Source organism: Humibacter sp., from assembly GCF_051954055.1.
Taxonomy (GTDB): Bacteria; Actinomycetota; Actinomycetes; order Actinomycetales; family Microbacteriaceae; genus Humibacter.
In genome coordinates this window covers 1-13036 of sequence record NZ_JBQCIE010000106.1, presented here as the reverse complement: position 1 = coordinate 13036, position 13036 = coordinate 1, and the positions used below count along the sequence as shown (strand labels likewise).

The following is a 13036-nucleotide window of genomic DNA, read 5'->3' as shown; positions in this document are numbered from 1 at the left end:
AAATGATTGCGGAAGAGATGGGGTGGAGGTTAATCTTGCCCTAATTTGTCGGGGCCCCCCGTTAGCGTAAACGGGTACCGGCGGGGCTGTCGCTCGGCCGCACCGCGAGTGGCGCGAGCCGGCCGCCAGTATGGGCGATTGAGGCGAGAGACGTTGAGGGCTTGCCCTCAACGGCCGAGCCGACTGAGCCCGTGAGCGGCGTCAGCCGCAATAGACTGGCGAGCACTATGCAGAGCGTCGCCGAGTCCCTCGCGCGCCTGCGCGAAACCGCCGAGTCGCCCGCCGTTTCGCGCCTCGCTCGAGCATTCGCGGATGCCGGCCATGAGTTGGCCCTGGTCGGTGGGCCGGTGCGTGACGCGCTGCTCGGTCGCGCGGTGCACGACCTGGACTTCACCACGGATGCCCGCCCCGAGCGCACGATCGAGATCGTCAAGCCGCTGGCGGATGCCTGGTGGGACATCGGCCGCAAGTTCGGCACGGTCGGCGCCCGGCTGGGCGACGACACGGTGGAGATCACCACCTACCGGGCCGACAGCTACGACGGGGAGACCCGCAAGCCGGAGGTCGAGTTCGGCGACACCCTCGAGGGAGACCTCGTGCGGCGCGACTTCACGGTGAATGCGCTCGCGCTGCGAGTGCCGCAGGTCGTGCTGGTCGACCCGTCGAACGGTGTTGACGACCTGCTGGTCCGGGTGCTGCGCACGCCGATCTCGCCGGAGGTCTCGTTCGGCGACGATCCGCTCCGCATGCTGCGCGCCGCCCGCTTCGCCTCGCAGCTCGGGTTCTCGGTGAGCGACGACACCGTGGCGGCGATGCGCGAGATGGCGGATCGCATCGAGATCGTCAGTGCCGAGCGCATCCGCGACGAGCTCGTGAAACTGCTCGCCAGCGAGGACCCGCGACCAGGGCTCGAGCTGCTGGTGGAGACCGGACTTGCCGATCGCATCCTTCCCGAGCTGCCGGCGTTGCGGCTGGAGATCGACGAGCACCACCACCACAAAGACGTGTACCGACACACGCTCACCGTGGTCGACCAGGCGATCGGGTACGAGCGGGAGCGGCATCCAGGCGAAGCACCCGACCTCGTGCTGCGCCTGGCCGCCCTACTGCACGACATCGGCAAGCCCGCGACGCGTCGCCTCGAGCCGGGCGGTGTCGTCAGCTTCCACCACCACGACGTCGTCGGCGCCAAGCTCGCCCGCAAGCGACTGCGCGCCCTCCGGTTCGACAACGAGACGGTGGATGCCGTGAGCCGGCTCATCGAGCTGCACCTGCGGTTCTTCGGGTACGCCGACGGCGCGTGGACCGACTCAGCGGTGCGCCGTTACGTTCGGGATGCCGGCGACCAGCTCGAGCGACTGCACGAGTTGACGAGGGCCGACGTCACCACGAGGAACCAGCGCAAGGCCGACCGGCTCGGGTTCGCGTACGACGACCTCGAGGACCGCATCGGTCAGCTGCAGGCGCAGGAGGAACTGGATGCCGTGCGCCCCGATCTCGACGGAACCGACGTGATGCGCATCCTCGACCTGAAACCCGGGCCCGAGGTGGGGCGGGCGATGAAGTTCCTGCTCGAGCTGCGGCTCGACGAGGGCCCGCTCGGCGCGGAGGAGGCGGAGCGGCGGCTCCGGGAGTGGGCTGCCGGGAGGTAATAACTCTCATCGCCGGTTCGGCGCGCGGTCCGGTCAGCCGATTCGAGCGTCGGGCGGCACCAGCCGCACCCCGACCACCGTCGCGATCGGCTCGCGCTGGCCGCCGCAGTGCACCACGCAGTCGCCGTCGACCGTGAGCTGCGTCGCGTGCGCGCGGAGGGCATCCGCGATGCCGTCCAGCAGGTCGGATGCGTCGATCACGAACGCCCCAGGCACATCCGGGTCGACGAGCTCGGCGAACGGCACACCGGCGGCGCGGCTCGCGAGCAGTGCTGCGGTACGGATGCACCGATGGTCCGGATGCCCGTACCCGCCCTGGTGGTCGTAGCTGACGACGACGTCGGGCTGCACGTGACGGATGAGCGCGAGCACGTCAGCGACCACCTCCGCCTCCGGCGCGCGGGTGAGCGCATCCGCCGGTGCGTCGTCGAACGGACCGGCGACCGTCGGCGTCACCCACCGCATCCCCGAGTCGCCGTAGCTGCGGGGTGGCAGACCGGCCGCACGGGCGGGAGGTTCGCCGAGGAAGTACGCATCCGCGATGCCCAGCGCCTGCACCGCCTGGCGCAGTTCGCCGAGCCGGATGCCCGTGAGCACCTCCGGGTCGCCGCGGACCAGCTCGCGCAGCTCGGGCACGACGCCGCCGCGCTCGCCGCGGGTCGCCGTGAGCAGCGTCACCCGCACCCCGCGCTCGACCAGTCGGAGGATGACTCCACCGGACGACAGCGTCTCGTCGTCGGGATGCGCGTGCACGAACAACACGGACCGCGCGCCTTCGAAGGGGTTCACGCGCAGTACTGCCACGATCCGTGCTCGTTATGCGCGAGCAGCTCGCGGTAGACCCGCACCGTCTCCTCCGCCGTGCGATCCCACGAACGCTCCGCGGCGAACCGGATGCCCGCAGCGGACTGAGCGTCCCACGGAGCCTCGTCGTCGAGCAGTGCGGCGAGCCGCTCCGCCCACTCGTGCGGGTCCCGCGACGACAGCAGTACGGCCCGCGCGTTCACCGCCTCGACCAGCCCGCCGGATGCCGAAGCGAGCACCGGAACGCCGCTCGCCTGCGCCTCGAGCGCGACGAGTCCGTACGTCTCGGAGTGCGAGGGCACGAGCACGGCGGTCGCGTGCGCGAACAGTTCGGCGAGGTCCTCGCGTGCGAGCGGTCCCACGAACCGCACCCGCTCGGCCACTCCGAGCTCGACGGCCAACGCCCGCAGCTCGTCCAGGTGCAGCTCGTAACCGTCCGTCGGGCCGCCGGCGATCACGAGGTCGGGGCGACGGGCATCCGCAAGTGCGGCGATCGTTCGGATGGCGAGATCCAGGCCCTTGAGCGGCTCGATGCGTGCCGCCGTCACGACGTACGGCCTCGGGTCGACGCGCCGGACCCCGCGGTGGAACAGTGTCGCATCCACCCCCGGCAGCACGACGTGCACGTGCGCCGGGTCCGCGTGCAGCCGGCGCACGATGGTGCGCTGCTCGGCGTGGCTCACGGCGACGACGGCATCCGACTCCTGGGCCAGGTGCTCCTCACCCGCCAGCCGTCCGGCCGACTCCGGCCGCTCCCCCTCGGCGAGCTCCGTCGACGGATGCGCGGCGATGCTGTGGAAGCTCTGCACGTGCGGAACGCAACGCTCGCGCGCGAACGGCAGCCCGGCCATCCCGGCCAGCCAGTGATGCGAGTGCACGATTTCCACGTCGCCGACGTCGCTCAGGCCCGCGCGGAACGCAGCGACGAACGCCTCCTGCTCGCCCTTCGGGCGTAGCGCCGCCGGCCCGGCGTCGATGAGCCGCAGCACGACGCCCGACGGACGCGTGCTGACCGCCGGCAGGTCCGGAGTGAAGCGGCGAGTGATCACCTCGACCCGGTGCCCCTCGGATGCCATGCGCTCGGCCGTCGCGCGCACGAGCACGTTCATTCCGCCGACGTCGCCCGACCCCGGAGCGGCGAACGGTGAGGTGTGCAGCGCCACCACCGCGATACTCAAGGGTCGTTCTGCCATGCCTCCAGCGTAGAGACGCAACCTCAATTCGCTGGTGGACACCGGCATCCGGTATGCTTTTGAGGTTGTACTGCCGCGGGCATCCGCTCGCAGGCGTGGACGACGATGCACATACCCTCCTGCTGCAGAGAGCCTGCAGCCGTTCTAGTCCAGAGGAGGTGGGTTAGTCATGCATCAGTACGAGTTGATGGTCATCCTCGATCCGGAGATCGATGAGCGCACCGTTGCTCCCAGCCTTGACAAGTTCCTCAACGTGATCCGCACGGATGGCGGAACCATCGACAAGGTCGACATCTGGGGCAAGCGTCGCCTGGCGTACGAGATCAACAAGAAGTCCGAGGGCATCTACGCCGTCGTCGACTTCACGGCGAACTCGGATTCCACGCAGGAGCTCGACCGCCAGCTGAACCTCTCCGAGGCCGTCATGCGCACCAAGGTGCTGCGTGCCGAGGAAGCCATCGCCCAGGTCGCCGCCGCGCAGAAGCGCGCCGACGAGAAGGCGGCCCGCAAGGCCGACAAGGCGAGCGCCTAAGCCCATGGCAGGCGAGACCATCATCACCGTGGTGGGCAACCTCACCGCCGACCCTGAGCTGCGCTACACGCAGAACGGGCTGGCCGTTGCCAACTTCACCATCGCATCCACTCCCCGCACCTTCGACCGTGCAGCGAACGAGTGGAAGGATGGCGAGGCTCTGTTCCTGCGCGCGAGCGTCTGGCGCGACTTCGCCGAGCACGTGGCGGGATCGCTGACCAAGGGCTCGCGGGTCATCGCCACCGGGCGGCTCAAGCAGCGCTCGTACGAGACGAAGGAAGGCGAGCGGCGCACCTCGATCGAGCTCGAGATCGACGAGATCGGGCCGTCGCTGCGCTACGCCACCGCGTCCGTCACGCGCGCTCAGTCGTCGGGAGGCGGCCGCATCGGCGGTGCGCCCAGCGACGACCAGTGGGCGCCGTCCACCCCGCAGGGGTCCGACTCGAGCTCCGACGTGTGGAACGCGCCGGGCAACTACAACGACGAGACCCCGTTCTGACAATCACTTTCGCGGATGCCTGACACCAGGCATCCGCTCATCCCGAAGGAATAACCATGGCTGGAAAGTCGAGCGGCGACCGCCGCAAGCCGATCCGCAAGGGTAAGGACGGAAAGAACGCCGCTCCGGCGAAGACCGTCCGCGTCGGCGTCATCGATTACAAGGATGTCGCCACCCTGCGCAAGTTCATCTCCGAGCGCGGCAAGATCCGCGCCCGCCGCATCACCGGTGTCTCCGTTCAGGAGCAGCGCCTCATCGCGAAGGCCGTGAAGAACGCCCGCGAGATGGCTCTTCTGCCCTACGCAGGCTCGGGCCGTTAGGAGTCACCCATGTCGAAACTCATTCTGACGCACGAGGTCTCCGGCCTCGGGTCGGCCGGTGACGTTGTCGAGGTCAAGAACGGGTACGCCCGCAACTTCCTCATTCCGCAGGGCTTCGCGATCGCGTGGACCCGCGGCGGCGAGAAGCAGGTCGAGCAGATCAAGTCCGCGCGTGCCGCACGCGAGCACGCAACCATCGAAGACGCTCAGGACCTCAAGCTGAAGCTCGAGGCCACCAAGGTGAGGCTGACCGTCAAGGCCGGCGCCGAGGGTCGCCTCTTCGGCTCAGTGAAGACGGCCGACATCGCTTCGGCGGTCGAGGCCGCCGGCATCGGCACCGTCGATAAGCGCAAGATCGAGATCGGTGCACCGATCAAGACGGTCGGCCAGCACGAGGCCACGATCAAGCTGCGCGACGACATCAACGCCACGATCACCCTCCAGGTGGTCGCCGCGAAGTAGCGTCGCAGAACACGCCGAACGGGCCGTATCCCAGGTGGGATGCGGCCCGTTTCGTGTGCTCAGGACACCCGTTCGAGGGCTTGCGACGGTCGGTTTCGAAGTACCACCCCTGGCGGTTATCCGCAACGTTTGTCCACACCTCGGGAGTGTCGTTCGGCGACGCGACCACAGGCATCCAACGAGTTTTCGCACACAGGGCTGGGATAACTTTTCGGCTGGTCAAACGGGCAATCCACACTCGAATTCGTTGGTTATCCCCAGAACTTCCCACACCTTCTGCACACGAGCCCCGGCGTTTCGCCCAGACTCTCCACATGGTTATCCACAGGCTGAGTTGTGGTCTGTGATGGGCCCTCCCTAGTGTTGGTCAGCGTTGCACTGCGGTGTGTGGCCGGAACGCGAATCGTGGTCTTTGTCGGGGGTGGCTGAGACCGTGTAAGAGCACGGCCGGATGCCACCGCAGTCGCGTCGTGCCCGCAGCAAGAGAGCGACACGGGGAGCGCACACCGCAACATGAGCACGGTCGGCGATGCCGGTCACGAGGGGAAGAGGAGGTCTGGGTGTCGATCGCACACCTGGGTCTGGCAGACGGCCGGGCCGCATCCGAGGGCCGCTCCACGGAGCGCACTCCCCCGCACGACCTGCTCGCCGAGCAGAGTGCGCTCGGCGGCATGCTGCTGAGCAAGGATGCGGTGGCCGACGTCGTGGAGACCGTGCGCGGCGGCGACTTCTACATTCCCAAGCATGAGGTGATCTACGAGGCGATCCTGTCGCTGTACTCGCGCGGCGAGCCGACGGATGTCATCGCGGTCACCGACGAGCTCACCAAGACGGGCGACCTCAGCCGCGCGGGCGGGCCCGAGTACCTTCACACGCTGACCAGCCTCGTGCCGACCGCGGCGAACGCCGGCTACTACGCCGAGATCGTCGCCGAACGGGCGCTGCTGCGTCGCCTCGTGGAGGCCGGAACCCGCATCACGCAGATGGGTTACTCCGGCGAGGGCGAGGTGCTCGACCTCGTCAACGAGGCCCAGGCCGAGATCTACTCGGTGACCGGGTCGAACGACAGCGAGGACTACATCCCGCTGACGGATGCCGTCACTGCAGCGATCGACGAGATCGAGGCGGCGAAGCACAAGGACGGCAGCATGACCGGCGTGCCGACCGGCTTCGCTGACCTGGATGAGCTGACGAACGGCCTGCATCCCGGCCAGATGGTGATCGTGGCCGCGCGTCCCGCACTCGGAAAGTCGACGCTCGCCCTCGACTTCGCCCGGGCCGCCGCCATCAAGCACGATCTGCCGACCATCTTCTTCTCGCTCGAGATGGGGCGTAGTGAGATCGCGATGCGCCTGCTCTCGGCGGAGGCATCCGTTCCGCTGCAGAACATGCGCAAGGGAACGGTCGACCAACGCGACTGGACGACGATCGCTGCGACCCGTGGCCGCATCAACGACGCCCCGCTGTACATCGACGACAGCCCGAACATGACGCTGGTGGAGATCCGTGCGAAGTGCCGCAGGCTCAAGCAGCGGGTCGGCCTCAAGATGGTGGTCATCGACTACCTGCAGCTGATGACGAGCGGTAAGCGCGTGGAGAACCGGCAGCAGGAGGTCAGCGAGTTCTCGCGTGCGCTCAAGCTGCTCGCCAAGGAGCTGCAGGTGCCTGTTGTGGCGCTCTCCCAGTTGAACCGTGGCCCGGAGCAGCGCGCAGACAAGCTACCGGCGCTCGCCGACCTGCGTGAGTCCGGATCGATCGAGCAGGATGCCGACGTGGTGATCCTGCTGCATCGCGAGAGCGCCTACGAGAAGGACAACCCGCGTGCCGGCGAGGCCGACCTCATCGTCGCGAAGCACCGCAACGGGCCTACGCGCACGGTGACGGTGGCGTTCCAGGGGCACTTCTCGCGGTTCGCCGACATGGCGCCGATGTAGTGTAGGTTCCGCTTCTAGTTGGCGGATTCCGCGGCAAATTGGCGGCGACATGGCGGTGCCGCCAACTGTGAGTGGCTAGCTCTGTTCAGCTCCTAGAGCGATACGAAGACGCGGATACAACCTGCCGCAGCGACGCAGCCTGAACGGCGATGGGGCGTCTGTGTCAACCGTGTTCGTGTGAGGCCAAGCCTGCCCGGTTCAGTCAGTCGACTCGGCCGCGAAGCGGCGTGCTGCATCCCACCAATAGTTGTCTCGGACGCGGTAAAGGAGCGTCCGTTCACCCGGAACGCGACCGACGAGTTCGATGTATCCGGCGTCTTTGAGCTTGTGAATGAGCGGGTTTACCGAGCTGAAGTAGAGGCCGGTTGCGTCGACGATCTGCTTCGGAGAGAAGGTCTCGGCCTCGATGGAGGCTATCTCGATGAGCACGCGGATCATGTGGCTGTTGCCGAACACAAGCTTCGACGCCTCTGGCGTCAACGGCTCGACCATGGTCACGCTCCGAGTGTTCCATACCGCCCTGAACGCGCCGGGCAAGCGGCCCGGGAGTGCGTGGGTATCGGGCTTGAGCCACATGAGTTTCGAGGCTCATGTTGTCTCCCTGTGTGAATCTGACGTCTATAAGCTTACGAGAAGTAATTACGTGAAAGCCGTTCTTTGTAGCAGGTAATAGTGCATTCAACAAGAGGCGTGGTGCATAGCATCGCAAGCCAACAACGGTGGCGCGCGTGCACGGGCTGACGGCGTAGGCGATACGAGCCTGGGTTCGTGACAGAGAAGCAGGAAGTCAGACTGTCGGTGCGTCGACCTGGAAACGCCGAAGAAGCGGTTCCGATCGACGACGCTCACGTGCCCCTCTTCGAGAAGACCATCCCGTGGCGCCCGTTCCGGTGGTATCGGAACCAGCGTCATTACCCGGGGCTCTATTGGTCGGCGACGATGGGTACCCATGTCGGGTATGAGTCGCTGCTCGAACTCGCGAACCTGATGTTCGCGGACTTCGATCCGGATGTTGTGTCGATTCGGTCTCAGCCGTTCTTGATCGAAGGGTGGGATGGCGATCGGATGCGCCGACATGTACCCGACTATCTGCTTGTCCGCGCTGATCACTCCGTGTGTGTGGTGGACGTCAAGCCGGCCTCCAAGCTGCCAAGTCTCCGCGTTCGCGACTCCTTGGAGTGGTCGCGCAGTGTGGTCGAAGGACGCGGGTGGGACTACCTCATCCAGACGGAGCCTGACACCACAGAACTGTCGAACTTGAAGTTCCTCGCCGGATACCGTCGCAGATTTCAGTTCGACCAGGTGCTAATCGACCGGGCGCGAGCGAGGCTGAGAGCGCCTGTCACATTTAGCGAGGCCGTTACCGTGGTAGCCGAGCCACCCTTGGGCACGCTGACTGCCAGGGCCGTCGTTCTCCATCTCCTGTGGACGGGCGATCTCGTCACCGACATGTCCACGTTGCTTCATGTCGAAAGCGTCTTGGTCCCCCGGTGAACGCGACAGCCTCTCTCGCACCCGGGGTGAGCTTTGGATACGATGGCAGCCTTTGTACGGTCATCGAGGTCACTGCTTCTGGAGTGATCGTCCGCGATTCCGCCGCCCGGATCCGGCGCCTCAGTTACGTCGACATCCTGACGCCCATGGACGAGGGCGGGAAGTCGACCCTTCGAGGCATTCGTGACGACGATGCGGGCGCAACGCCGTTGAGCGTCCTATGGAATGACGCGACAGAAGCTGCGAAAACCACTGCACAGGTCCGCGCCGACCACGTGCGTGAAGTCATGACCGGCTTCAAGTCCGGAACACCGACCATCGCTCGAGCCGGTGAACCCCGCGGGCCGTACGCCCCCAGCGTGCCCTTCGCTGATCGAGTCAGCGCCAAGGCCGGCGAACTGGGATGCGGCATCCGGACGCTCGAACGATGGATCGCCCAATACAGGCAGTCCGGCGAAATTGGTCTGCTCGACAAGCGCCGCGCGCAGGTCGCTGCGACACTGTCGGGCCTGGACGGCCGGTGGCTCAAGACAGCACGAGCGGTACTGGACGAACAAGCTGGGCAACCGAAGGTTCAGAAGAAGATCATCCTCGGAAGAATTCGCGCGAGGGTCGAACGCGATTTCGGTCCCTGCGTAGTGGCGATACCGGGACAGACCACGGCGTACGAAGCGCTTGATGAGCTCGCGCGTGGGCGGAACATCTTCACGGGATCCACCAAGTCGAAGCGGTCCATCGCCAGCGGCCCCAACACGCCCTACGGGCACCTCCGAGCTACACGACCCGGTGAGTACGTTCTGCTCGACACCACACCGCTGAACGTCTTCGCCTTGAATCCGGTCACCGGAAGCTGGACGTCAGTGGATCTCACTGTCGCGATCGATCTCTACACCCGTTGTGTGCTCGGGCTCCGGATGACACCGGCGTCGACGAAGTCCATCGATGTCTCGGCCGTGCTCTTCGAAGCATTCCAGCCGATGGACGCCGTGCGGGATGCCCCTGCGCAGGCAGCTTGGCCCTACCACGGTGTAGCCGAAGGGGTCGTTGTGAACACGAAGTCCGTCCATCTCCGGCGATTCAGCCCGCAGCCGGTTGTGCCCGAGACAGCGGTGATGGACCACGGGAAGGCGTTTCTTTCCGAGCACGTCGTAGGGGCGTGTGCCCGGTTAGGAATCTCCGTGCAGCCCGCGCATCTCTTCATGGGTAGTGACAAGGCCGTCGTGGAGCGGCTCTTCGGGACGATCGAGACCCTTCTGCAGCAACTCCCCGGATACAAGGGACGGGACATCTCTAGTCGAGGCGATCGGCCCGAGGAGGACTTCGTCTACACGATTCCCCAGCTTGAACAGATTGTGCGCGAGTGGATCGCCTGCGTCTATCACCTGACCCCGCACAAGGGCCTGTTCGATCCACGACTTCCCGGTGTCGCACTGACTCCCGCCCAGCGCTTCGAGCAAGGTATCGCGGTCGCCGGACAGCTCCGCGTTCCCACCGATCGCAACGTGCTGCTCGAGCTGCTTCCCGTCGTTACACGCCAGTTCAACCACTACGGAGTCGAGATCAACAAGCTCCGATACACGGGTGAGATTGTCACCAAGTACGCGAATCGGTCACGCACGAATACGCGTTCCGACGGGCGAAAGTGGCCGTTCTCGATCGACCCCGGTGACGTCTCCAGGATCTTCTTCCACGACCCAGACGACAACCAGTGGCACACCCTGAGATGGGACTACGAATCACTCGTCGACGTGCCCTTCACACTCGATGCACTCGAATTCGCGAAGAGGCGCGCCATCGAACAAGGCGAACCTACCCAGGTTGAAGCGGTGCTCGCCCAACTACTGGAGGACTGGGGCGCTGGCCAAGCACTGACTCCCCTCGAGCGCAGGACAAGCGCACGCATGGTGGCTAAAGCACGCACAAAGGACACAGCGAGCGGAATAGACTCTTTGGCCACCGTTCAACGGCTCCTTGACGCCGCGCGAACACCCGAACCGGCCCTGATCGAAGAACTCTTCGGGGGAATCGTCGACCCCGATGGCCCGGAACTGTCGATCCGTGGCGGTGACGACGACGCGGACGACAACCTTGCCGACCCCATCCTCGACAACGCATACGAGCCCATGGAGTTGATGTGACTACGCCAAAACGACGGAGCCTGTCCCTATACGAAGGGTGGAAGACCTACGCAGAACGTCCGACACGAACACGGCCCGATCAGCTGCGTCGCAGCGAACTGAACAACCTCGACCAACGGGCGCGTCAGGATTACGACATCCGGCGACGCGACTGGCACGCGAATCTGTTGCTTCGCACACGGCAGGTTGAAGACATTCACCTTCAACTCGGCGACATCGTGGACAGCAACATGCAGGACGCTGATCGTGTGAAATCCACAGCTGTCATCGATGCACCACCGACCCTCGGGAAATCGACCACCATCAACGCATTCGGCCGCGCGTTTCATCAGGAGCAGCTGCTCCGCTTCGGCGATTTCATAGAAGGCGACGACGAAGTCCTACATCTCCCGGTATGCCACGTCACTCTCACGGGGCGAACGACTATCAAGGGCCTCCACGAGATGATCCTCGGCTTCTTCGCCCATCCGGCAACGCACGGAGTAGCGCACTACACCATGCGCGGACGCGACCTCGCGAGAGCCGCTGCCGAGTGCCTGGAACGTCACTCCACACGCCTGGTCATCGTCGACGATCTCCATTTCTTGAACATGCACACTCGGGACGGCGTCGAAGTCGCCAACCAGCTGAAGTGGCTCGCCAACGAATATGAAGCCACATTCCTCTTCGCAGGCGTCGCACTCCGCGCAAGCGGACTCATCGGAGAAGGCAAGACAGGTGCCGCCGCTGCGATGGCACAAACATTTCGGCGGTGGACCGTTCTCGGCATGAACTCGTTCACGCTCCGCACCGCGAACGAACGAGACGAGTGGAGCCGAATGATCCGAGGCCTGGGTGAGAACGTCGTCCTAGCCGACCAAGACCCTGAAGCGCTCGTCAACCTATCCGACTATCTCTTCGCCAGGTCAACAGGCAACATCGGTTCGCTGATGGACTTGATCAGACGAGGCACGTCGCGCGCGATCCGAACGGGAGCCGAAGCGCTGGACCGAGACCTCCTGGACGGTATCCGCATCGACGAAGGCGCGGAACGCTCCCGGGCCGAACTCGAAGCCCAGCTGGCGAGGCCGCGCACCGGCGGCAGCAGATCGGGTCGTGCGCGCTCCGAGAAGGTCTCCCAAAAGCCGGCGGCGGCCTAGATATGTCGGCGGAGACCACAATCGAGCTGAGGCGACTCCCTTACGTACTCAACCCACGACCCAACGAACCATTCGACTCCTGGCTCGAAGCGATGGCCGGCGCCCACAAGACCAGCCTCCTCCGCATGGCACGCGGCATCGGCCTCATCGATGAAGCCGTCGATGCCCGCTCGCCCGTCAATAGGAGGAACGCCTTCTCCTGGACGTTGTCACTATCCGACGATCAGGCGTCCCGAATCCATAAGACAACCGGGATACCGACGAAGCGGGTTCATGCGATGACCAGGGCCGGGCAAACGCACGGGTTGCACGGCGACGACACGGCATGGCCGATCGGGTCTGGGTTCCCCGTGCGGGTCACCGGCAGCAGCTATTGCCCCGACTGCCTCCGTGAATCCGGTGGCAGGTGGCAGTCGCAATGGCAGTACGCGTTCGTATTCGGATGCCTACAACATCGGGTCCTTCTCGTGGAGACTTGCCCGCTATGTGGGCGCCAGCCACGTAGGCGAGTGCACGCGCTCAGCGGAATACCAATGCCCGGCCACTGCCATCATCCCGTGCTGGGAAGCACGAAAGGCCGCGACAAACCTCGCTGCGGCGCCGATCTGTCCACTCACCCCGATCGCGTAGCACTCCCCGACAGTGCCGCACAGGCCCAGCAGGCGATCCTCAGCGCGGTTCGCGAACACCGCTCGATCGAAGTCCATTATCAATCGATGAGCGGCAAGCGGGCCGATCCCATATGGCGCCGAATGACGCCGCACGCTTTCGGCTATGACGGCCTGCGCTGGCATGCGCGCGCCTATTGTCACATCGACAGCAAATTCAAGGATTTCCTGCTACCTCGCATTCTCGGCGTGCGCGACATG

Annotated in this window: 13 protein-coding genes and 1 pseudogene; 11 read left to right on the top strand and 3 right to left on the bottom strand. The window is 65.4% G+C overall.

Going from position 1 to position 13036, the window contains the following annotated elements; genetic code table 11:
* The first annotated feature begins 227 nt into the window (after positions 1-227).
* Entirely contained in the window at positions 228-1652 is a 1425-nt protein-coding gene (locus ACTHNC_RS13415) for a CCA tRNA nucleotidyltransferase (RefSeq protein ID WP_440295109.1), read from the top strand.
* A gap of 33 nt (positions 1653-1685) precedes the next feature.
* Here ACTHNC_RS13415 and ACTHNC_RS13410 read toward each other — a convergent pair whose 3' ends face one another.
* Together ACTHNC_RS13410 and ACTHNC_RS13405 are read right to left on the bottom strand one after the other, a co-directional pair.
* Positions 1686-2456 carry a PIG-L deacetylase family protein gene (locus tag ACTHNC_RS13410; RefSeq protein ID WP_440295108.1) on the bottom strand — a complete coding sequence of 257 codons (771 nt, stop codon included), beginning with the start codon at positions 2454-2456 and terminating at the stop codon, positions 1686-1688.
* Entirely contained in the window at positions 2438-3649 is a 1212-nt protein-coding gene (locus ACTHNC_RS13405; RefSeq protein WP_440295107.1) for a glycosyltransferase, read from the bottom strand. The genes ACTHNC_RS13410 and ACTHNC_RS13405 overlap by 19 nt, the downstream gene beginning before the upstream one ends.
* A 169-nt stretch (positions 3650-3818) precedes the next feature.
* Here ACTHNC_RS13405 and rpsF point away from each other — a divergent pair, with 169 nt between their 5' ends.
* The 5 genes from rpsF to dnaB all read left to right on the top strand — a co-directional run bounded on the left by rpsF (position 3819) and on the right by dnaB (position 7396).
* A complete protein-coding gene (gene rpsF, locus ACTHNC_RS13400) occupies positions 3819-4181 on the top strand; it encodes a 30S ribosomal protein S6 (RefSeq protein WP_440295106.1) in 363 nt (120 codons plus the stop codon).
* 4 nt (positions 4182-4185) lie between these two features.
* Positions 4186-4680, top strand: a complete 495-nt coding sequence (locus ACTHNC_RS13395) for a single-stranded DNA-binding protein (RefSeq protein ID WP_440295105.1) — start codon at positions 4186-4188, stop codon at positions 4678-4680.
* Between the two features lie 56 nt (positions 4681-4736).
* The gene (gene rpsR / locus ACTHNC_RS13390) at positions 4737-5000 is read left to right on the top strand and encodes a 30S ribosomal protein S18 (protein WP_170025587.1); all 264 of its coding nucleotides are present in this window, start codon (positions 4737-4739) and stop codon (positions 4998-5000) included.
* A gap of 9 nt (positions 5001-5009) precedes the next feature.
* Positions 5010-5462: a 50S ribosomal protein L9 gene (gene rplI, locus ACTHNC_RS13385; protein ID WP_440295104.1), complete on the top strand. Its 453-nt coding sequence runs from the start codon at positions 5010-5012 to the stop codon at positions 5460-5462.
* Positions 5463-6022: 560 nt separating this feature from the next.
* Entirely contained in the window at positions 6023-7396 is a 1374-nt protein-coding gene (dnaB, locus tag ACTHNC_RS13380; RefSeq protein WP_440295103.1) for a replicative DNA helicase, read from the top strand.
* A 198-nt stretch (positions 7397-7594) separates the two neighbouring features.
* Here the strand turns inward: dnaB and ACTHNC_RS13375 are convergent, their stop codons facing one another.
* Positions 7595-7894 carry a hypothetical protein gene (locus ACTHNC_RS13375; protein WP_440295102.1) on the bottom strand — a complete coding sequence of 100 codons (300 nt, stop codon included), beginning with the start codon at positions 7892-7894 and terminating at the stop codon, positions 7595-7597.
* Between the two features lie 270 nt (positions 7895-8164).
* Here ACTHNC_RS13375 and ACTHNC_RS13370 point away from each other — a divergent pair, with 270 nt between their 5' ends.
* The 5 genes and pseudogenes from ACTHNC_RS13370 to ACTHNC_RS13350 form a co-directional block, all read left to right on the top strand.
* The gene (locus ACTHNC_RS13370) at positions 8165-8890 is read left to right on the top strand and encodes a TnsA-like heteromeric transposase endonuclease subunit (RefSeq protein ID WP_440295101.1); all 726 of its coding nucleotides are present in this window, start codon (positions 8165-8167) and stop codon (positions 8888-8890) included.
* A complete protein-coding gene (locus tag ACTHNC_RS13365; RefSeq protein WP_440295100.1) occupies positions 8887-11028 on the top strand; it encodes a helix-turn-helix domain-containing protein in 2142 nt (713 codons plus the stop codon). The genes ACTHNC_RS13370 and ACTHNC_RS13365 overlap by 4 nt, the downstream gene beginning before the upstream one ends.
* Positions 11025-12167, top strand: coding sequence for an AAA family ATPase (locus tag ACTHNC_RS13360; protein ID WP_440295099.1), 1143 nt, complete (start codon positions 11025-11027; stop codon positions 12165-12167). The genes ACTHNC_RS13365 and ACTHNC_RS13360 overlap by 4 nt, the downstream gene beginning before the upstream one ends.
* Before the next feature lie 2 nt (positions 12168-12169).
* Positions 12170-12622: pseudogene (locus ACTHNC_RS13355) on the top strand (TniQ family protein); the annotation flags it as partial.
* A gap of 102 nt (positions 12623-12724) precedes the next feature.
* Positions 12725-13036, top strand: a 312-nt coding sequence (locus ACTHNC_RS13350) for a WYL domain-containing protein (RefSeq protein ID WP_440295110.1), incomplete at its 3' end; no start/stop codon positions are given.